The sequence below is a fragment of the Psychrobacter immobilis genome, assembly GCF_904846065.1.
In the GTDB taxonomy this organism is placed as follows: domain Bacteria; phylum Pseudomonadota; class Gammaproteobacteria; order Pseudomonadales; family Moraxellaceae; genus Psychrobacter; species Psychrobacter immobilis_H.
Window position 1 is genome coordinate 20,262 of the sequence record NZ_CAJGZV010000002.1, and the last position, 20,497, is coordinate 40,758.

The window sequence follows — 20,497 nt, forward strand, 5'->3', positions numbered from 1 at the left end:
CTGTATTGCATCAATTCAAGGGGGAATTAACATGCAAAATCAAATCTTCGAGCTCCAGTACGCACTTGATACATTTTACTTTTTAATGTGCGGGGCGCTCGTCATGTGGATGGCAGCAGGCTTCACCATGTTAGAAGCTGGACTCGTCCGCTCAAAAAACACCGTTGAGATTTTAACCAAAAATATCGCACTTTTTGCCACCGCTTGTACCATGTACATGATATGCGGCTATGCCATTATGTATGGTGGCAACCTATTCTTGAGCGGTATCGCGGGTAATGAAACGCTGGTAGCAGATGCTCTAGCAGCCTCCGCTGAAAACGGCTTTGACGGTGACTCTGTTTACTCCGCTGCGTCTGATTTTTTCTTCCAAGTGGTGTTTGTTGCAACCTGTATGTCGATCGTTTCAGGAGCGGTGGCTGAGCGCATGAAGCTGTGGTCGTTCTTATTATTTTCTGTGGTGATGACTGGTGTCATTTATCCATTAGAGGGTAGCTGGACGTGGGGTGGCAATGATGTATTTGGTATGTTCAATTTAGGCGACATGGGTTTTTCTGATTTTGCAGGTTCTGGTATCGTCCATATGGCGGGTGCTGCGGCTGCATTAGCAGGGGTATTATTATTAGGTGCACGTAAAGGCAAGTATGGCCCTAATGGTGAAATACGCGCCATTCCAGGTGCCAACTTACCACTGGCAGCGCTTGGAACACTTATTCTCTGGATGGGTTGGTTCGGTTTCAATGGCGGCTCGGTGCTAAAACTGGGTGATATTGCCAGTGCTAACTCGGTTGCTATGGTGTTTTTGAATACCAATGCAGCAGCGGCAGGCGGTGCAATTGGTGCTTTAATAATAGCACGCATCATCTTTGGCAAAGCTGACTTAACCATGCTCTTAAATGGTGCACTCGCAGGATTAGTCGCTATCACAGCAGAACCCTCAACCCCATCTGCATTACAAGCAACACTGTTTGGTTTGATCGCTGGCGTTATCGTTGTGCTATCTATCTTAGCATTGGATAAAATAAAAATAGATGATCCAGTGGGTGCTATCTCAGTGCATGGTGTAGTCGGTCTGTTCGGTCTACTTATCGTACCAATTACCAACCCAGCAGCATCGTTCGTAGGTCAGATTGCTGGTGCAGCCACTATCTTTACTTGGGTATTTATCGCCAGCTTAATCACCTGGGCAGTTATCAAATTAGTGATTGGTCTGCGTATCTCTGAAGAAGATGAGTATGAAGGTGCGGATATAGCAGAGTGTGGTATGGAAGCATATCCAGAATTTGTGAGATAAGCTCTTCAGCCAATATTCAAATATATGTACTAAAAATCCCGCATTACCAAAAGGTATTGCGGGATTTTTATTTATAAATATTAGGTCTAATACTAAAAATAAACTATCGGTTTATTTCTTTTTCCACGTTTGACTGCGTGAGAATGGACCGATATAACCTTTTAGATTTAAGGTGTTGCCACTCAAATTTGCGGTCATACGATAGTCTTTGCCTTTTTCAGGATCAGTGATCGTACCGCCACTATATTTGCCACCACCATCAGACTTTAAACCTTTAATAATGGTCGTACCAACGTGCTTTTTGCCTTTGGCTGAGTTGGTAGCGATAAGCGTACCTGTTAGTACACCGTTTGACTCAGTAATCTTTACGGTACCTTTTGGCTTACCTTCATCAAATGTCTGCCACGTGGTATTGGCCAAAGGATCAGCGGCGAATGCCATGCTTGCTAAACTGATACCTGCAACAGCTAGAGTGGTTTTGGTAAATAATTTCATAGACTGATTCCCTTCATACAATGATTACTCGAAACGTTATGTTTCTGATCTCCTAGGCTTATCCTTCGCTAAAATCCCTATTAACAGCTATGCGACTTTCTACTCTTTGGGAGTGGTTAGCGCATCTAAAAAAACTGCTCATCAAAATTTTATACGACATAAGCGATGTCTTGACTCATTATAAGCAATTTTAAGCTTTTGCCTAGTAATTTTTTTATAGTTTATTATTTCTATAAAAATTGAACTATATCAAATAGTTACAAAAAAGGATTGTCAATATTTTTATCCAACCGGTCATCTTTTTCTTTTGACTTATGCTGACTATTATTGTAAATGGAATTATTTTCAAATGCCTGAATAATCTTGCTTGTTAGTTCATGTAACTGTTGTGCTTGCTCATATCCAGTAGCATCAAGAGTCAAATCAATATCGCCATATATAATAATTTTATCTGTTTGGTTTTCGATGACCAGCTCACCAATTTGCATGCTTTGGTGGTCATTGGCAAATGGATCAATCATTTGATTCTCCTTTTTATTAACAATATCTTGCGTAATTTTTGGATTTTTTGTACCTTTTATTATATATAGACTCGTGTCATAAAGGCATTATGCTTGCAATTGGGCGATTACCCACTCAAGAATCGCCCAAACAAACAGCATCCAAGCCGGCTCTTCTGTTGGCTCATCCGGCAACTCGGAGCTTTCACCCGCCTTTAATGGCAGATCAAATGCCTGTGTTTTGGTTTTGGCATCCAAGACGGGCAGCACATCGATACCAATCCTGGTCGAGAGTTCATCAACACTAATAACCTCTATGCGCTCTGACTCATCATTGGGTGCATAATAGACCCCTGCTTGATTAATCGCTGGTATGTAGACGGCTTTGAAAAAATGGCTGGGCACCAGTACACGATCTGCCAATTGCTTGGTTGTTTTTCCAGTAAAGGCTACTCCAGTAATGCTATAAACCTCTCCATATTGCTGGGTCAAATAGCGAGTGGCTGATTCAATATTACGCCAGATATAGCGATTGTTGCGCGGTGACTGCGGGGCGATATTGGCAAGACTAAAGCTATCATATTGTTGACTGCGATTCGCCATATCGGCATTGGGCGCTAAATGCCCGCGATCATAGCCAGAGCCTGAATAGTCGGACAATGAAGCACGTGCGGATTTTGGTAACCTACTTTCTTCATGAAAGCTGTCTTCACGATCGATTTCTTTGGCTTGTTGTAAACGCTTGCGATCCAAATATTCTGCCGACCAAAGCGGTGTACGCGATACGCCAGAATACATAACGGCAAAACCATCCATGCATAAAGCTTGGGTTTTGTTGCTTAGCTTGGTATTAATAAACTCAGGATAGACACCGCCATAAAAAGACTCGCTACACTGAGTAAAGTCATCAGCATGCGCTGAAGTTATGCTTACGACCACCGCCATCACGGTCATTGTAATACTGTTTTTCAAACGGGCATTGAGCCTACCGAAACTTATCATTCAACTTTCAACCATCTATACTTGTCATTACGTATACGCTATCGTAGCAGGCGTTTGTAAATAAAGAAAGATAAGGTGCAAGTCGTGACATTCTAGACAGTATCCGCTATACTAAGCCGTCTAAAAACGGTGAAGTGGGTGAGTGGCTGAAACCGCACGCCTGGAAAGTGTGTATGCGTTAATAGCGTATCGAGGGTTCGAATCCCTCCTTCACCGCCAATCTTATTCTGCTTAATCAAAGCCTCTAGCTTTTCCCATCTGTTCAAACAACTCCGAAATACCTTTTAATCCAAAATACTTTCTGAAATTTTTAATTACAAACCTCTTTTTGGCTTAATCTATTTGCCTATGTCATTTTGTAACCTTTTATTTATTACATTCCTCTCGCTTACGCCCCTCCCGCACCTTTACTTGATGTTTCGCTATTTTCTACCAACATCGCCGCAGCCGTTTTTTTGAGTATCGCCCACTGCTCATCGTCGACATAGATGCCTTCTTTCCATGCGCGCTGATGGGTTTCAAATAGCTCATCTGTCGATATTTTATGATTGAAATGCTGTATGTCCTGTTCAATATCAAAATTTTGGGTCGCAATTTCAATAATCATATCATTGGTATTATAATTGGCTTGTGCTTGGTCAAAAAAGTATAAATCAGGATACACAAAACCTTGATTTAACGTAAATAATGTATGCTTGGGCACAGAGCCATTGTCCCATTTAGCCAGACAAGCAAAGCCTTTGGCAGCCAGCCCCACCAGCTCGCTATAAGCCAACCAGCGGTTATGACAGTTCTGTAAATAAATATGAAAATGCGCCAAATCACCCATTTTTTCCAGAGCATAGTCAATGATAGTCGGCAAGTGACAAGCCAAGCTGCTACCATGCAAATCTAAACGAATAGCGCCGTCTTGTTGATGGACGATATCGATTGGCGTATCGTGCTCAGTTAAGATATACGGACTGGCATTGTTAAAGTGTCTGATACCGTCCAAGCCCGCCATCTGTAACTCAGCAACCATAGTAGCAATCACATCCGCTTCGCCTACTTCTCGGTGCATCCCAGTAAAGGCTTTGTGTACTATCGTCACGATTTCATTATGCGATACGATCATGAGTCAAACCTCCCTGCTCTTTTGATAAATCGGGTAATAAAGGAAACAGCCATTCATCACTATGCACTTCTGCAAACAAAGGCGCACCTTGAAACAAGGTGATCCGCACCCAGCGATCTGATCTGGGATCGAACTTGGTTGCCCCAAACATCGATAATTTACACCGTAACAGGTGCATGGGTAATGCGGTTTTATGCAAGACATTCATCTGAATATCGCCCAGTGGCTTATTTCCCATCGTCCAAACGCGGCGCGCAATCGAGCGATATTTTGGCTGATTTAAGATGAACTCTGAAATGAGCTGCTTTGGATCGGTGGGTTTCAACGCGAGATACAGCTTATTCGCTTGCCGTGCGATGTCTAATGCAAGCTCACGATCAGCACCCGGTTCTTGCCCGCGCACGCCCATCCTTGGCTCTTCTTTATCCACCGAACGATACCAAAACCAATAGCTATTATCGGGCTGGCTAAAATCAATATTAATCGCCCACTGATAATGTAGCTCTAATACATCGATTAAATCTTGGATCACCTTGCCTTTCGGTAACGATAGCGTTTCATCGGCATTTATTTTTTCTTGAAACTCATCGACACGCTCAGGATAGAGTTCCATCAAGCAAGAGATAATCACCTCTTGGCTCTCAAGGCTTAGATGATGGTGAGCTTGTAAGAACTCCGCCCATGTACTGTAGTGATTAATGGTTGCCATCAAAGTATTTTGTAATACGGCTAACTCTGCAACGACCGCTTCATTGAGTTTGATTTGCGACTCATTGATAGTGACAATCTCGCTAAAATGCTGAATAGCACGTTTGATTAAACTGGCAAAATATACGGTTTTTTTGGGTTCAATCTGGCAGATCAGTGTCACTTGCAACGCTTCTTCACGGGTAGTTAGCCATTGATCGACGACACAAGGATGGTTGATTAGATACGGTGCCATGCCCAGACCGGTGGCGTTACCAACTCCCAAGTAACGCTTAATCTCTGGATGCAGCACAGCGGCGTTGTTACCGCCTTTTTGCTTTGCCAAATAATCGACCCAATCTAAGCTAAACTCACGCAGCAAATACACGGCACACATCTGCGCTCGAAAGGATTGATCAAAATCTGCACTGTGATCTAACGGTTTGAAGTCATAAATACCAAACTTACCATTGCCATACACGGCAGTAGTGCGCAATATATAACCCACTTGCGCAAGTATATCTAAATCTGGTTGCTGACCAACGGCGAGTGAGCTAACGATATGATCAAAGACCCGTACGCTCTTATTTGCTCTTGCCAGCACCATCACCATATTAGAGTTGCGACCTGCTTCTTGCAGCGGTACGTTGGCTTGTAGATTACCCAGTAATTCCTCACTTATCTCACCAAAGACCAAACCAAAGGTCACATCCCATTTTTGGGCAATCACCCTATCATTACGCTCTTCATCAGCCAGCTCATTACAAAATACCACCAGATGATACAGATGCTCTGGAGTATTGAGGCGATAAATAACCGTGCCATAGCCTTGCTCATCAAAATCCCACAAATGGGTACTGAGCGTCCATTGCTCTCTATCAATCTTACGCAGTAACGTGCGCACAAAGCTAATGCGAGTTTGGTGCATCGCGCCCAACCTTTCTGCATTCATAATCACGTCACGAGTACGAAATTCAGTGCTAAGTTGCGGCGGCTTGATATTAATTCTTTCATTATTTGCATGAATCATATTCATAATTTCACTACCTTACCTAATATATTGAGCCAGCAGCTTCGTTAATAATGCCAATGATGATATCTATCGGTAAATAAGTATTCAGCCGTTTTGAGGATCGTTGTTTTGACCTTGACCGTTTGGTAGTCAATCAGTTTTTTGAGTAAGCTTTTCCTTAGCGAGTTTTTCTTCGCTAATTTTATGTCTTACCTCTACCTGATTAGGTCGATACAAGTCTTGCTCTCGCGCCATTTGCTGGGCAATTTGTGGCCCGTTCCATAGCGATGGCAGCAGGATAAAGGAGACAGGCACAGCGGTAATCACGATAAAAGACTGCAACGCTGTCACGCCACCTGAACCAAGCGAGATTAAAACAATCGCTGTTACCCCCATCATGATGCCCCAAAAGGTACGAATCATGGCATTTGGCTCACGCTCGCCACTGATGACCACACTGATGGTATAGGTCATCGAATCACCTGTCGTGACGATAAAAACGGTGGTTAAAATTAGAAATAATATCGAGGTAATTAAAGGAAAGGGTAATTGCTGGGTGACTGCTAATAGTGCACCAGGTAAGTTAAAGCCTTCAAACGCGCTACTGACACTGCCCGGATTGGCAATCTCAAACGCCAGACCAGAACCACCAACGACGGTGAACCAAAAGCAAGTAACGAGTGGCGCAATGATACAAACCGTGGTAATCAATTGACGAATCGTACGACCTCGTGAGATACGAGCAATAAATATCGCCATCATCGGGCCATAACCCAAGAACCAACCCCAAAAGAACACGGTCCAACCGCCAAGCCAGCCTTCATCACCGCGAAAAGTGGCCATCGGAATAAAGTTATCGACCATCGTGCCGACACCTTGAATATAACCATTGACGATAAAATTGGTCGGTCCAAATATCAAAATAAAGACCATCAGCGCAACTGCCAATATGACATTGAAGCGGCTGAGCAATTGCATGCCTCGAGCAAGACCACTGATCGCTGATAAGGTATAAAGCACAATCGCGAATATGATAATGATAAGCTGGGTGGCAAAAGTATCAGGAATACCAAACAATTCATTCAGTGCATAGCTGGTCTGTAGACCCAAAAAACCAATAGGGCCAATCGTACCCGCAGCCACGGCGACGATACAGCAAGCATCGATAATCGCGCCCGTTTGACCAGTAAGTACGCGCTCACCAAACATAGGATAAAGAAGTGTGCGAGGTTTCAGCGGCAAACCTTTGTCATAATGCAAATGCATGACCACAATCGCGGTCAAACTACCGACAATCGACCACGCCAAAAATCCCCAATGCATAAAAGATTGTGATAAGGCGTTAAATGCTCGTTGTTGCAAGTCTGGTGACTCACCGTATAAAGGAGGCGCTGACACGAAATGAGCAATAGGTTCTGCCGCCGCCCAAAAAACCCCACCGCCAGCCAACAATGTACAAAACAGGATGGCCATCCACTTGAAATTGTCCATTTCAGGCTTTGGTAAGTTGCCCAAAATCACACGACCCGTGCGACCTGCACCAACCGCTAAAGCGATGACGAAAGTAGCGAGAAGCAGAATTTGCCAAAAAGGGCCAAAGATATTGGCCGACCATTTAAAACCAACATCCACAATCGTTGCTAACTGTGCTTCTGCAAAAATCGCCATGAGCACAAAAATCGTAATAAACCCGCCACTATACCAAAAGGCAGGGTTTTTTAGCCCCAACGCATCAATATCGGCAGCAGCTGGTACAGCGCTGACCTTATCCGCTGTGCTATTGGCAGCGTTTGAGCGTCCTTGCTCACCTTGGTTAAGTCCCTTTAAATCGGCCATGATGTGGCTCCATATGCTAAGGCTAATGTTGCGTTTTAAATCAGAGGTATCGCAATGAGGATATAACCAGACAACCTCACTATATTATTGATTTCAAAGCTCTCTATTTCAAATGGGTATGCGCTATAAAAAGTCTGTCGTCTTATAACGATTTTTAGCGATGACTTGCTAGAATTATCCTTTAGGAATGAGCCTTTAAGCTAAAGGCTTTAAACCACTCTCAAGAAAATCAAACCAGTTTTGACCGATGACTTTTCCAGCATCGCTTTCATTAAAGCCGTGTTTGAGCAGACCGTTATAGATATTTTCCATACCGTCTTTACCAGCGAACCATAGCAAAGTATCTGGCCAACCTGAATTATTGGCATTGCCTTCACCGTAATCCATCGCTTTTGACCAACGACCATTACGCATCCATTCAAGCACGGCTTGTGGTTGATTGAGACACAAGTCACTACCAATGGATAAATGCTCGACGCCATATTTATCAGCGCAATTGGCAATCATGGTACAGAAGTCATCAAGCGTACAATCACTACCATTCGGCAAATGAAACGGATATAAACTGAAACCTAGCAACCCGCCTGCTTGAGTTAATGCACTAATAACCGTATCCGATTTATTGCGTAGCGCGTCATGAGCCGTGGTTGGATTGGCATGACTGATACATATCGGACGCGATGAGATTTCTATCGCCTCAAGCGTTGAACGCTCAGCGCTGTGTGACATATCGATAATCATACCGACACGATTCATCTCAGCAATGGCTTGCTGACCAAAACGTGTGATGCCGCTGTCATTCTGCTCATAACAACCTGTCGCCAGTAAGCTCTGATTGTTATAAGTCAGCTGCATAATCAATAGACCTAGGCGGCGCATCACGCTAATCAGGCCGATTTCGTCATCAATTGGCGAGCAGTTTTGTGCGCCAAAGAAGATGCCCACTTTACCCTGCTCTTTTGCCATGTTGATATCAGCCACTGAGTACACGGGTAATATAAGATCTGAATTTTGCTCAAAGCGTGTGTGCCACTCGCTAAAGCGGCTCATGGTCTGACGGGCATCTTCGTGATAGACCAAGGTGGCATGTACCGCATTGATACCACTGGCTTGTAGCATCTTAAAGTAGTCACGATCCCAATAGCTATACTGTAATCCGTCAATGACGATATGGTCTTGGTACATATCAATTCCCTTTAATACTTTTATCAGTAGCCGCTATCATTGGCTATTAAGTGCTTTTTCACACCGTGTCGCTTCGATAGCGGCGAGCAGTCTTGTTAAGATAGTTCTAGTACGCTTTTTGATAAGCGGTCTTCACGATGGTATAGAACTCTTTAGCATATTGACCTTGCTCACGCGGACCAAAGCTTGACTGTTTACGGCCACCAAATGGTACGTGGTAGTCGGTTCCTGCAGTCGCTAGATTGACCATCACGCAACCTGCTTGTACCTGCTCTTTGAACATCGCACTACTACGCAAGCTTTGGGTGATGATGCCGCCCGTCAGACCAAAGCGCGTATCATTGGTCATCGCAATCGCTTCGTCCAAATCCTTGACACGCATGACACAAGCCAGCGGAGCAAAAACCTCTTCTTGGTTGATATCCCAGCTGTTGTCCGTCTCGGTAAATAACGTCGGTGACATATAGTAGCCGTCATGCGGCATCTCTAAACGCTCACCACCAAAGGCTAAATTGGCACCAGATTGCTTGGCTTTTTCGATCCAGTCCATGTTTGATGCCAGCTGCTTGTCATCGACAACAGGGCCCATAAAGATACCTTCATCAAGCGCATGGCCGACTTTTAAGGTTTTCATTTTGGCAACCACACCTTCGACAAAGGCATCATGAATACTGTCCATTACGATGAGTCGTGATGAAGCGGTACATTTTTGCCCTGAACCGCCAAACGCACCAGCCACTGCCGCATCGATAGCGACTTGCAAATCGGCATCGTCAGCGATAACCAAGGCATTTTTGCTGCCCATCTCAAGCTGGCAACGGATAAAGTTCGGTGCCGTCGCAGCAGCGACCTTGCGACCTGTTGGTACAGAACCCGTAAAGCTAACGGCATCAATATCTGTAGAATTGATGAGCGCATCACCGACTGACGAACCGCCACCCAATAGTAGGTTAAACGTCCCTTCTGGCATACCTTGACGGTGAATGATTTCAGCCAATGCCACTGCGCTGGCTGGCGTCAAATTCGCAGGCTTCCAAATGACAGTGTTACCAAACGCTAGCGCTGGCGCGATTTTCCACACAGCAGTGGCTGTTGGAAAGTTCCAAGGCGAGATAATCGCGACCACACCCACCGCTTCACGAGTAACTTCAACCTTGACACCAGGACGTACTGAGGCAGCGTTATCACCGATTTGGCGCAATACTTCAGCGGCATAGTAATGAAAGAATTGACCTGCGCGGTAAATCTCGCCGCGACCTTCCGCAAACGGCTTGCCTTCTTCAAGAGACAACAGCGTACCTAGCTCATCACAGCGAGCAATCATTTCATCGCCAATCGCTTGTAGGATAGACTGCTTTTTTTCTAAAGGAGTTGCTTCCCACTTTGGCTGAGCTTGGCGCGCTGCAGCGATAGCATCTTTGACTTGATCGCTACTGGCTTGTGCGAACTCACCGATAGTGTCAGTGATATCAGATGGGTTAATATTGGCAACGGTATTTACGCCTGCCTGCCATTCACCATTGATATAAAGTGATTTGGTTGGGTCTTGCTGCAATATCTGTTGGGCTGTGTGAGCTGACATAAGAGCTTCCTTGATAAAGTATTAAAAGATGGAATATTAAAATTAGTTTTAAGGCACAGCGGCATATACAACCAGCTCAACCAGCATTTCTTCACGAGCCAGCCCTGCTATCACCAGCGCTGCCCGATTTGGGTATGGTGCTTCAAAGTATTCGGCGTAGACTTGATTGACCGTTTTTAGATAGTCGCGATCGGTCACATAGATCATGACCTGTAGTACCGAATCCATACCAACATTGGCACATTCTAGTGTGTGCTTGAGATTGTCTAGCGTTTGACGAGTTTGCGCTTCGATACCACCTGCAACCACATCACCATTTTCATCGATAGGAATCTGCGCGGTGTACAACGTACCGTTGCTAGTGATCGCCCACTCTAAAGGGGCTTTAGACGCATAAAGTGAGGTTCTGATGGCTTGTTTGGTTGAATGAGTCGTCATGTCGTCATATCCTTTGATCAATGATTGGTCAGCGATTGCTATAGAGGTATCCTACCCAAGTACTAATGATAAATCTAACTAATTAAATTTAGAATATGATAGATTTAATCTATCATATTCTATATCTTATATATTAATAGTGGTGAGGAATAAGCGTATGAAATTACAGCAATTACGTCACTTTTTATGCGTGGTAGAGGAAGGTGGCTTTCGGGCGGCGGCTGATCGCGCCAATCGCTCGCAAGCGGCGTTGTCTGCCTCGATAAAGGAATTGGAAAAAATACTAGATCAGCGCTTATTTGAAGGAGGAAATAAAGCAACACTCACGCCTTTTGGAGAGACTTGTTTACCCAAAATCGAGCAGTTTATGACGATTTATCAAGCGCTAGAGGATGATTTAAAAGGAGCAGCCGCTGGCGATAAAGGCAAAATAAGGATTGCAAGCGTGCCATCACTGGTGACAAAACTCTTGCCTAGTGTGTTGGTTGAGTACTCCAAGAGATATCCTGATGTCGAGATTGTGCTAATAGATGATAACTCTATCGGTGTTGCCAATCGTTTATTGGCAGGTGAAATCGATTTAGCATTGGGCAACTGCACTAGTATCGACCAATCAAATATAGATTTCACCTTGCTCATATCTGACCCGATTGGCGTGGTCTGCTTAAAAAGCAACTCGTTAAATCAACCAATAAAACCGTCAAGAAACCATCAAAAAACAGGGCTTAAATGGCAACAACTGATGACCCAGCCTTTTATTTATAATGGCACTTGCCGATTGCTCGAAAACACCCCAGCCGAGGTGCTCAACCGTAATGCGCGTTACACGGTCGAGAATATTACTTCCTTATTTTCATTATTACGCAATGATCTTGGCATCACCACCTTACCCAAGCTCGCCTTTCCGTCGAATGAGCCAGAATTGGTATGGCTCGACTTACTTGAACCTACCTTAGACAGACAAATTGGTATTTTTAAATTGGCAAATAAAACGATCTCACCGCCAGCACAAGCGTTTCATGAACTGTGCATTCAATATGTCCAGAATCACTATATTTTATAAAGACAGGTTAAAAATAGATTAATAATGGGTTAAAACATACCTCATTACCGCCTACTTTTATAAGCCACTATCAGAAATTCCATTCACTTGAATAAAAGCGTCTTTCACTATGTCTAAAGGTTTAATTTCCGTTACTCGTGGCCTCTTATCTGTTATCGGCATCATACTTATCATCGATTGCGCTGCATTGATGGTCGTCGGTAAAGTTAATTTCGGCTCGGTTTTACCTTTTTTACTCGGCATGGTTTTTGTCATACATGGGATGTTTTGGCATGCAATACGCAGGTTTTGTAGCCAACATTATGGCTTTAACCGCCTTTGGTATGGGTTATGGGCTGTATTTATACTTTGGTTGTTGAGCTTCGCTCTATTTATTTGGTCATTACAACAGCAGATTGCGCTTAGCAAGCAGCCTGCACCGACAGTGGCAGCGATTATTATATTAGGCTCTGGCACGGTTGCAGGTAAGCCGACACCGACGCTCGCCAAGCGCTTGGACACCGCTGTGCCCCTTATCGAGACACAACCAGATGCTTTGGTGATAACCAGTGGTGGCGTTGGTTTTCAGCGTACACGTAGCGAAGCCGATATCATGGCCACATATTTGCATGAGGCACATGGCGTGCCATTCGAACGCATTTTACAAGAAGGTAAAAGTACCAGTACGGAAGAAAACCTCGCTAACAGCCGAGCGTTGTTAGAAGCAAAAGGGCTATCTATCACTGATCCTATCGCCATCGTTACCAGTGACTTTCATAGCATTCGCGCGGCCAGCATTGCGCGACATCAGGGCTATACACAACCGATCACCGTCGCCAGTCCCACGCCTTTATCCATTCGTTACAACGCTTGGTTTCGCGAGTATTTTGCCTTTGTCAGTGGCTGGCTGTTAGGAGAATATTAATGGTGGTGTATATTTCATGCTAAGTATCATCGCTCCAACGTTGCCGTATTGCTGTTTTTACCAATCAAAACGGTGGTAATTTTACAGTGCGTTATAATCAGTAAGAACCACTGATAAATACTGCAAATAAAAATAATAATGATGGAGCGCATTATGCTATTGGATATCTTTTTAACTGTTCATTTCATGCTGCTGATACTGATCTCTTTGCGAGTGCTTGCACGCCATGATCTGACCTCGCCCGCTCGGCTCGCTTGGCTCGTGATATTGTTCATTTTGCCTTATCTGGGGGTTGTAATTTATTGGATGTTTGGTGAGGTGCATCTAGGACGCGATTTTACGCGCAAACGTAAAGAAATTATCGATAAATTAAGCGCACATAGTCCTGAAGTGCTTGGTAATGACATCGCTTTGTCGGAGGCCATCAAACCTGAATACCAAGCGGCCTTTGCCTACTCTGCCAATGCAACTGGCTATCATACAACGGTGGGCAATCACGCAGAGCTAATGGCAGATGCGGCTGAGACGCGCAAACGTATGATTGCCGACTTTGATGCAGCGACCGATCATATTCATGTGCTGTATTATATTTGGCTAATCGATGGTATGGGAATCGATACTGCTCAAGCGCTCATACGAGCGGCAAGGCGCGGCGTCATATGCCGAGCAATGGTTGACGGTATGGGCTCACGAAAAATGGTCGGCTCAAAGATATGGCAGGAAATGATAGAAGCTGGCGTACAAGTCAGTGTTGCCCTACCAATTAGTAATATTTTAAAGGTACTCATGTTTAGCCGGATTGACTTGCGAAATCACCGCAAGATTACGGTTATTGACGGCAAAATCGGCTACTGTGGCAGTCGCAACTGCGCCGATCCTGAGTTTCGTGTAAAGCCAAAATTTGCGCCGTGGGTAGACATTATGCTGCGAGTCGAAGGACCAGTGGTGGCACAGAATCAGATGTTGTTCGCCAGTGATTGGCTGACTGAAAATCCTGATACGCCGCTTGACAGCTTTCCTTATTTTATTGACCCTCAACCAAAGCAACAAAAATCCCCACAGCCAGAAACTGAGGAGCCTTTACCAATAACATCACCGCCACCTTTACCAGTCACATTGCCGCCAAAAGGCTTTGCTGCACAGGTTTTTTCTGATGGTCCTACCCAACGACGCAGCACCACGCCACAATTTTTAGGTGTCTTAATTGGTCAGGCAAAACGAACCCTGATTATCTCAACGCCTTATTTTGTGCCTGATTATTCGCTCGTCAGCATTTTGTGTGCGACCGCTTATCGCGGTGTACAAGTAACCATGATTTTCCCAAAGAATAACGACTCAATAGTCGTGGCTGCTACCAGTCACAGTTATTACTGGCAGCTGCTTGAAGCGGGGGTCAATATTTACGAATATAAACCCGGTCTATTACACGCAAAAACCTTGACCATCGATGGCGAAATCAGTCTGATTGGCTCGACCAATTTAGACTTGCGTAGCTTTGATTTGAACTATGAAAACAACATTGTGTTTAGCGATAAAACGCTCACAGCGGCCATCGTTGAGCGACAATACCAGTATATCGCTGATTCTGAAGAGGTCACTCGTGAGCAAGTTGAAAACTGGCCGTTATCTTATAAAATCTGGAATAACATTGTCGCCACGATGGGACCTGTCTTATAACCCATTATTAGGGCGTGTCCTCAATTCAATTGATCATATCTAAACGAGCTAATGACCTTAAGCCATTCTATTCAGCTGCTGTCTTCTGCAAAATATAGATGACAAACTTAGCTTGTGTCGTAAAGGGTTCTGTTTCGACCGCTGCTAGTAGCGCCTGTTTTTTTTCATTAAGCGCGCGATAAGCATAAGGCGTCATGGTCATCAAATCAGCCAAATCAGCGGCTGACAACGTCATCTCGGTACTGACATGCTCCGTACCCATTAGCGTAAAATATGGAGCCAACTCATGCAAAAACTTATCCGAATCATGCTCGCGGACGTTATCAAATAACGCTTCGCGCATCGTCGCTAGATGCCCGATATCTGGCTTGGCAATGATTAAATAACCGTCTGCAGCCAATACCTCATTGAACGCGGCTGGCAAGATAGGGCTAAAAATACTGCTAATACCCTTTATGCTATGCGCGCGTAACGGCAAATGGGCAGCGCTGGTAACAAGCGGATAGATGACTGCCGATTTGGCTGTCGCATTAGTAACACTGTCTTTAGCTTGCTGATACCAAAGACGCCCCGTCGCTTTGCACGTTTTCGCAAGCTCTACCACAGCAGGTTTACTGATATCTGCGGCGATGAGAGTATCCATGCCTGTCTGTGCCATTGCTTGCGTGTAATATCCTTCACCGCAGCCAATATCCAACCAATTGATTGTCTTGCTATCCTTTGTAGTTATCGGCTCAATTGCTGAATCAGCGATCGACTCATTTTTCGCCAACAATTCCCTCATTTTTTGGCAAATAAGCGTCTGCAATGGCTGATAATGTCCAGCGTTTAAAAACCGTTTGCGTGCATCAATTGATTGCTGGCTATCGCCCGGTGCTTTGGATTTTTTTTGTTGTACGGGCAGTAAATTAACATAACCCTGACGTGCCACATCAAATGGATGAGCCGTGTGTTTTGGGTGCAAGCTGCCATCGCAGAGCCACGTATCTGCGGCAGGCTGTAATGGTGATTGGCAAAGGGGACAAATAAATAAGCTCACAAATATCTCAACGTCATCGCAATATGGCTGCCATTTTAACAAAATTCAGGCTTACTGCGTGATAAAAGGCGCGATAAACAATGCAGGAAAGAAAATGCGAAAAACAAACTATTAGCAACCAAAAAAGCCACCTCAACTAAAGTGAGATGGCTTTTGCATAAACGATATTCATATTAATGTTCAAGCGATATGGCTGTGTTAACGTAGTTTTAAGGTCATGAGCCCAAGGATGACGAGAATAATGGCAATAATCCAAAACCTTGCCACCACTTGCGTCTCTTTCCAGCCAATTTCTTCAAAGTGATGATGCAATGGTGCCATCCGAAAGACGCGCTTTTTACGCAGCTTATACGAGCCAACCTGTAGCATGACCGATAATGCTTCGGCGACAAATAGACCACCCATAATTGCAAAAGCAATCTCTTGACGGGTCATAACAGCAATCGTACCAAGCATCGCCCCGAGAGCAAGCGCCCCCACATCACCCATAAATACTTGGGCTGGATGGGCGTTGAACCATAAGAAACCAAGCCCTGCACCAATCATCGAACCACAGACAATGAGAACCTCGGAGTTATAGGCAATATAAGGCACATGCAAGTAATCAGCAAAGCGTACATCACCTGATACATAAGCCATCGCGCCCAAACCTGCCGCGACCAAGACCACGGGCAAAATAGCTAAACCATCCAAGCCATCAGTCAAGTTGACGGCGTTAGAAGCACCATTAATCACAAAGTAGGTAAAGATAATAAAGCCAATACCAAACGGCACTGCCGAAAAAGGAATCATCCAATCTTTAAAAATCGGTAGCAGCAAATCCTGCATCTCACGCGTGGTCGCGATATCTGGCTGCAAGGTGGCGATATAATACAAAGACACACCGACGAACAAAGCACCCATAGAGAGCCAAAAATATTTCTTGCGGGCGATTAAGCCTTTGGGATCTTTATACTTAATTTTTAGCCAATCATCTGCCCAGCCGACCGCGCCAAAGATAATCATGACAATGAGCAAAATCCACACATATGGATTGTTCAATCGCGCCCATAGTAAGGTGGACACGCCAATCGCACTTAAAATCAGTACTCCACCCATGGTCGGCGTACCAGTTTTCGCCAAATGCGATTGCGGACCATCATTGCGAATCGCTTGACCATATTTCAGTGCACGCAGACGTCGAATGACACGCCCACCAAAAAACATGCTAAATGCGAGGGCGGTAATGACCGCGAGTAACGCTCGCAGCGTCAACGAAGAAACCGCAGAAAACGGCGTGTAATACTGGCCAAGCCAGCCAAACAACCAAACTAACACCGCCTACTCCTCGATTAGCGCATTGATAAGGGTTTCCATTTGCATGGAACGAGAACCTTTAAACAGCACCGTACAAGGCTGCGCCTGCTGCGCTTGCAAATACGGCTTCAAATACGCCAATAAACTGTCTTTATCGGTAAACGCATGGGCATTGATATCAGAAACCTCTTGTGCACCCGCCACGGTAAAAGGCGCGTATTCACCAACACACAGCAGCACATTGATGCCCGTTGTCGCAATGGTACGACCCAAGCTTTGATGCTCGCTGACCGCCGCCTCTCCAAGTTCTGCGATATCGCCCAGCACCATGACTTGCGTGCCCGTTTGCGCCGCCAATACTTTTGCTGCCGCTCGCACCGAATGCGGATTGGCATTATAGGTATCATCAATCAAGCGATGCATGCCTAACAGCTGACTGTTCAAGCGCCCTTTAGCAGGACGCGCATTTTCAAGCCCGACGACGATATCACTAACATCGATATTCAGTGCATGAGCACAAGCAGCAGCAGCTAAAGCATTATTGACATTGTGCTCGCCCGCTAGTGGCAAGTTGATATCATGGACTTGATTGCCGATATGCAGCTTAAATTCACTGCGCTCAGGCTCGACATCTAAATGGCTGGCACTGACATCAGTATTACCAAAACCAATCACGTGTGACGTATGCTTTTCAGCGATACGGCGTAATTGATTGGTAAAATCATCTTTATCAGGAACGATCGCAAATTGGCTGTCATTCAAGGTATGGTAAATCTCAGCCTTGGTTTGGCAAATCCCTTCACGGCTGCCAAACTCACCCAAATGCGCCGTGCCAATATTTAAAATACATGCGACATCTGGCTTTACAATCTCGGTAGTATAAGCAATTTCGCCAATATGGTTTGCGCCAAGCTCTAGAATGGCATAACGATGATGGTCGGATAATTCGAGCAACATCATCGGCACACCCAAGTCATTATTTAGGTTACCACGGGTAATCAATGTCGGTGCTAGTCTGCCAAAGATACTACCCAGCATCTCTTTACAGGTGGTCTTACCGCTAGAGCCAGTAATAGCAATGACGGTTAAATTTTGATGCTGTTGACGACGATACGCAGCCAATTGTCCTAACGCTAAACGGGTATCGCTCACCACTAACTGCGGAATGCTATTTGCATCAGCGGTAGCAATAGGGCGAGTGACGATAGCCGCAACCGCACCTTGCGCGATGGCAGTATCGATATAATCGTGACCATCAAAATTATCACCCGATAACGCTAAAAATATATCACCAGGTTTTATCGTACGGGTATCGGTGGCGATACGAGTGCTCATGACATCATTTACTGAAGTGTTTTCTGAATCGGGTTGATCTTCACTCAGTTGCCAATGTCCACCCAGTGTTGCGGTTGCTGCGAGCAGGTTGTCTGCTCGCCAAACATACAGCCCTTGCGACTGAATGCTGTTATCGTTGTCGGCTGTCATAATGATTACCTTATATATGATGACTACTTATTTATTTTTTATCGTTAACGACTCATGCTTCTTAAGAAGCATATAAAATGGATGTTCGGCGCTACTATTTATTTATCAAGGCTATACGCGCCCTGCTTGTTTTAAGGCGTTTTGCAAAATAACACGGTCGTCAAAATCATAACGAACATGGTTAATTTCTTGATAGGTTTCATGACCCTTGCCAGCGATAACGACAATATCATCAGGCGCTGCTTTATTAACTGCATATTCAATGGCGGTTTGGCGCGCAGGCTCAATATAGGTACGCTGATATTGCTCACTCGTCATACCAGCTTGCATATCTTGCAAAATGATATTGGGATCTTCGGTGCGTGGATTGTCTGCCGTTAACACAACTTTATCCGCGCCTGCCAATCCTGCTTGCGCCATCAAAGGACGTTTGCCCGCATCACGGTCGCCACCACAACCAAACACTGCCCACAGCTGACCTTTACAATGGGTCTTTAGGCTGGCAAGCACTTGGCTTAAGGCATCTGGCGTATGCGCATAATCAACGATAAAGCAGCCATCATTAGACGGCACACGCTGCATACGCCCAACCGCACCTTGTAGCTGCGGCACCACTGCGGTAACACGCTCAAGGCTAATACCTAAAGCGACGGCAGCAGCGATGGCAGCAAGCAAATTGGCAACATTAAAGCGCCCCAATAATGGGCTGACGATACCTAAATGATTAACTTCGCCATCGCCTAAATCAGTACGTAGGCTAATCTCGACACCTTTTAAGCTTGGTTTGATTTCAGCCGCAAAAAAGGTCGCTGATTTTGATGATTCTAAACTATACGTCCAGACCGTTAAATCACTGGCATGTGCGGTGTCGAGCATAATCTGGGCAGAGTCATCATCGATATTAATGATAGCGTGTGTCAAATCTGGAAAATGCGCTTTATCAAACAGTCTAGCTTTTGCTGCTGCATACTCTGCCATATCGGCATGATAGTCTAAGTGGTCACGGCTAAGATTGGTATAAATCGCCACCGACACTGGCATACCTTGTAAACGCTGCTGATCTAAACCATGTGAGCTGGCTTCCAATGCCAATAATTCAGCATTCTCTGAACCCATTTGATATAAAAATTGCTGAACCGCTAAGGCATCACCCGTGGTATGGCTGGCTTGCACCAAAGCACCAAGCCTGCCATTACCTGCCGTGCCCATAACTGCGCTGCTCATACCTGTCAGCTGCGTCAATTGCGCCACCAATTGACTGATAGTCGTTTTGCCATTGGTGCCCGTCACCGCGACCACCGTTGGTAATGTCACGGGCTGCTGATACTGCAAACGTGCTTGAATGAGTGTCCCTAAAAAATCACGAATATTGGGCACATGTAAAACGGGGCAAGACAGTGCTGCTAATTGCTGCTGCGCTTTAGCAGTACTATCATTTGGTAAAGTGATATCGGCATGATTTGATACACTAGTCGTGTTAAGTAAAGCCGTGGGATCTATTTCTGATAGGATAAAAGCCGCATGTTCAGCGGCTTGATAGAGGTAGTCACGGCTTTTTTGACAGTTTGGTATGTGGCTTTTTAATAACACAAACACATCATTCGGCTCTAGCTGACGACTGTCTAAACGAAACTGCAGGAATGGAATATCAAGAAACGAATTCATTGGTTTTGAATCCGCCCCAATCAAAGTCGTCTGAGTCGATAGTTTTTGCAACGCCTGCTCTATACCTACACCATGCCTGCTATTGCTACTACTAGATTCAGTCAGCTGCTGCAAGGTGACTGGGGTGATGCTTGGCGACGAGGGTGACAGGGTCATTGGCAAATCCTATACGGTTAAAACATATCAAATAGTTAAAAACTGAACATTAAAAAAACTTACGTTT

General features: G+C 44.9%; 17 protein-coding genes and 1 tRNA gene. 5 read left to right on the top strand and 13 right to left on the bottom strand.

The features are described 5' to 3' along the window. Positions 1-31: 31 nt before the first annotated feature. Entirely contained in the window at positions 32-1,294 is a 1,263-nt protein-coding gene (locus JMW64_RS12760) for an ammonium transporter (RefSeq protein ID WP_201555170.1), read from the top strand. Between the two features lie 111 nt (positions 1,295-1,405). Here the strand turns inward: JMW64_RS12760 and JMW64_RS12765 are convergent, their stop codons facing one another. The 3 genes from JMW64_RS12765 to JMW64_RS12775 form a co-directional block, all read right to left on the bottom strand. Then, positions 1,406-1,789, bottom strand: coding sequence for a DUF2147 domain-containing protein (locus tag JMW64_RS12765; RefSeq protein WP_045445845.1), 384 nt, complete (start codon positions 1,787-1,789; stop codon positions 1,406-1,408). Positions 1,790-2,046: 257 nt separating this feature from the next. Continuing rightward, entirely contained in the window at positions 2,047-2,310 is a 264-nt protein-coding gene (locus tag JMW64_RS12770; RefSeq protein WP_055125367.1) for a hypothetical protein, read from the bottom strand. 87 nt (positions 2,311-2,397) lie between these two features. Next, positions 2,398-3,291, bottom strand: coding sequence for a DNA/RNA non-specific endonuclease (locus JMW64_RS12775; RefSeq protein WP_227678975.1), 894 nt, complete (start codon positions 3,289-3,291; stop codon positions 2,398-2,400). Between the two features lie 128 nt (positions 3,292-3,419). Here JMW64_RS12775 and JMW64_RS12780 point away from each other — a divergent pair. After that, positions 3,420-3,510, top strand: a tRNA-Ser gene (locus JMW64_RS12780). A 169-nt stretch (positions 3,511-3,679) separates the two neighbouring features. Here the strand turns inward: JMW64_RS12780 and JMW64_RS12785 are convergent. The 6 genes from JMW64_RS12785 to JMW64_RS12810 form a co-directional block, all read right to left on the bottom strand. Beyond that, entirely contained in the window at positions 3,680-4,405 is a 726-nt protein-coding gene (locus JMW64_RS12785; protein ID WP_201555171.1) for a DUF3726 domain-containing protein, read from the bottom strand. Then, on the bottom strand, positions 4,389-6,128 hold the full coding sequence (locus tag JMW64_RS12790) for a hypothetical protein (RefSeq protein WP_265089824.1): 1,740 nt from the start codon (positions 6,126-6,128) through the stop codon (positions 4,389-4,391). The genes JMW64_RS12785 and JMW64_RS12790 overlap by 17 nt, the downstream gene beginning before the upstream one ends. A gap of 126 nt (positions 6,129-6,254) precedes the next feature. Further along, positions 6,255-7,940, bottom strand: coding sequence for a BCCT family transporter (locus JMW64_RS12795; RefSeq protein ID WP_201555173.1), 1,686 nt, complete (start codon positions 7,938-7,940; stop codon positions 6,255-6,257). Positions 7,941-8,135: 195 nt separating this feature from the next. Beyond that, complete coding sequence (locus tag JMW64_RS12800; RefSeq protein ID WP_201555175.1) at positions 8,136-9,125, bottom strand: membrane dipeptidase; 990 nt, start codon at positions 9,123-9,125, stop codon at positions 8,136-8,138. Between the two features lie 106 nt (positions 9,126-9,231). After that, a complete protein-coding gene (locus JMW64_RS12805; RefSeq protein ID WP_201555177.1) occupies positions 9,232-10,707 on the bottom strand; it encodes an aldehyde dehydrogenase family protein in 1,476 nt (491 codons plus the stop codon). A gap of 48 nt (positions 10,708-10,755) precedes the next feature. Next, positions 10,756-11,145 carry a RidA family protein gene (locus JMW64_RS12810; RefSeq protein WP_045452370.1) on the bottom strand — a complete coding sequence of 130 codons (390 nt, stop codon included), beginning with the start codon at positions 11,143-11,145 and terminating at the stop codon, positions 10,756-10,758. A gap of 157 nt (positions 11,146-11,302) precedes the next feature. Here JMW64_RS12810 and JMW64_RS12815 point away from each other — a divergent pair, with 157 nt between their 5' ends. The 3 genes from JMW64_RS12815 (at position 11,303) to JMW64_RS12825 (ending at position 14,789) form a co-directional block, all read left to right on the top strand. After that, the gene (locus tag JMW64_RS12815; RefSeq protein WP_201555179.1) at positions 11,303-12,208 is read left to right on the top strand and encodes a LysR family transcriptional regulator; all 906 of its coding nucleotides are present in this window, start codon (positions 11,303-11,305) and stop codon (positions 12,206-12,208) included. A 109-nt stretch (positions 12,209-12,317) separates the two neighbouring features. Next, on the top strand, positions 12,318-13,112 hold the full coding sequence (locus JMW64_RS12820; protein ID WP_201555181.1) for a YdcF family protein: 795 nt from the start codon (positions 12,318-12,320) through the stop codon (positions 13,110-13,112). A gap of 153 nt (positions 13,113-13,265) precedes the next feature. After that, complete coding sequence (locus tag JMW64_RS12825) at positions 13,266-14,789, top strand: phospholipase D-like domain-containing protein (RefSeq protein ID WP_201555184.1); 1,524 nt, start codon at positions 13,266-13,268, stop codon at positions 14,787-14,789. Between the two features lie 67 nt (positions 14,790-14,856). Here JMW64_RS12825 and JMW64_RS12830 read toward each other — a convergent pair whose 3' ends face one another. From JMW64_RS12830 to JMW64_RS12845, 4 genes are all read right to left on the bottom strand, one after another. Continuing rightward, entirely contained in the window at positions 14,857-15,828 is a 972-nt protein-coding gene (locus tag JMW64_RS12830; RefSeq protein ID WP_320158185.1) for a putative RNA methyltransferase, read from the bottom strand. Between the two features lie 198 nt (positions 15,829-16,026). Continuing rightward, positions 16,027-17,145, bottom strand: a complete 1,119-nt coding sequence (mraY, locus tag JMW64_RS12835; protein ID WP_055125376.1) for a phospho-N-acetylmuramoyl-pentapeptide-transferase — start codon at positions 17,143-17,145, stop codon at positions 16,027-16,029. A gap of 3 nt (positions 17,146-17,148) precedes the next feature. Continuing rightward, positions 17,149-18,609, bottom strand: a complete 1,461-nt coding sequence (locus JMW64_RS12840; RefSeq protein WP_201555186.1) for a UDP-N-acetylmuramoyl-tripeptide--D-alanyl-D-alanine ligase — start codon at positions 18,607-18,609, stop codon at positions 17,149-17,151. A 111-nt stretch (positions 18,610-18,720) separates the two neighbouring features. Beyond that, entirely contained in the window at positions 18,721-20,430 is a 1,710-nt protein-coding gene (locus JMW64_RS12845) for a UDP-N-acetylmuramoyl-L-alanyl-D-glutamate--2,6-diaminopimelate ligase (protein WP_201555188.1), read from the bottom strand. Between the last annotated feature and the right edge of the window lie 67 nt (positions 20,431-20,497).

What these genes read in the sequence shown, in the direction of transcription:
- JMW64_RS12825 (WP_201555184.1), top strand. Translation starts at nt 13,266, where the DNA reads ATGCTATTGGATATCTTTTTAACTGTTCATTTCATGCTGCTGATACTG.
- JMW64_RS12785 (WP_201555171.1), bottom strand. Translation starts at nt 4,405, where the DNA reads ATGATCGTATCGCATAATGAAATCGTGACGATAGTACACAAAGCCTTT.
- JMW64_RS12820 (WP_201555181.1), top strand. Translation starts at nt 12,318, where the DNA reads ATGTCTAAAGGTTTAATTTCCGTTACTCGTGGCCTCTTATCTGTTATC.
- JMW64_RS12810 (WP_045452370.1), bottom strand. Translation starts at nt 11,145, where the DNA reads ATGACGACTCATTCAACCAAACAAGCCATCAGAACCTCACTTTATGCG.
- JMW64_RS12775 (WP_227678975.1), bottom strand. Translation starts at nt 3,291, where the DNA reads ATGATAAGTTTCGGTAGGCTCAATGCCCGTTTGAAAAACAGTATTACA.
- JMW64_RS12815 (WP_201555179.1), top strand. Translation starts at nt 11,303, where the DNA reads ATGAAATTACAGCAATTACGTCACTTTTTATGCGTGGTAGAGGAAGGT.
- JMW64_RS12770 (WP_055125367.1), bottom strand. Translation starts at nt 2,310, where the DNA reads ATGATTGATCCATTTGCCAATGACCACCAAAGCATGCAAATTGGTGAG.
- JMW64_RS12800 (WP_201555175.1), bottom strand. Translation starts at nt 9,125, where the DNA reads ATGTACCAAGACCATATCGTCATTGACGGATTACAGTATAGCTATTGG.
- JMW64_RS12805 (WP_201555177.1), bottom strand. Translation starts at nt 10,707, where the DNA reads ATGTCAGCTCACACAGCCCAACAGATATTGCAGCAAGACCCAACCAAA.
- JMW64_RS12790 (WP_265089824.1), bottom strand. Translation starts at nt 6,128, where the DNA reads ATGAATATGATTCATGCAAATAATGAAAGAATTAATATCAAGCCGCCG.
- JMW64_RS12765 (WP_045445845.1), bottom strand. Translation starts at nt 1,789, where the DNA reads ATGAAATTATTTACCAAAACCACTCTAGCTGTTGCAGGTATCAGTTTA.
- JMW64_RS12845 (WP_201555188.1), bottom strand. Translation starts at nt 20,430, where the DNA reads ATGACCCTGTCACCCTCGTCGCCAAGCATCACCCCAGTCACCTTGCAG.
- JMW64_RS12760 (WP_201555170.1), top strand. Translation starts at nt 32, where the DNA reads ATGCAAAATCAAATCTTCGAGCTCCAGTACGCACTTGATACATTTTAC.
- JMW64_RS12795 (WP_201555173.1), bottom strand. Translation starts at nt 7,940, where the DNA reads ATGGCCGATTTAAAGGGACTTAACCAAGGTGAGCAAGGACGCTCAAAC.
- JMW64_RS12840 (WP_201555186.1), bottom strand. Translation starts at nt 18,609, where the DNA reads ATGACAGCCGACAACGATAACAGCATTCAGTCGCAAGGGCTGTATGTT.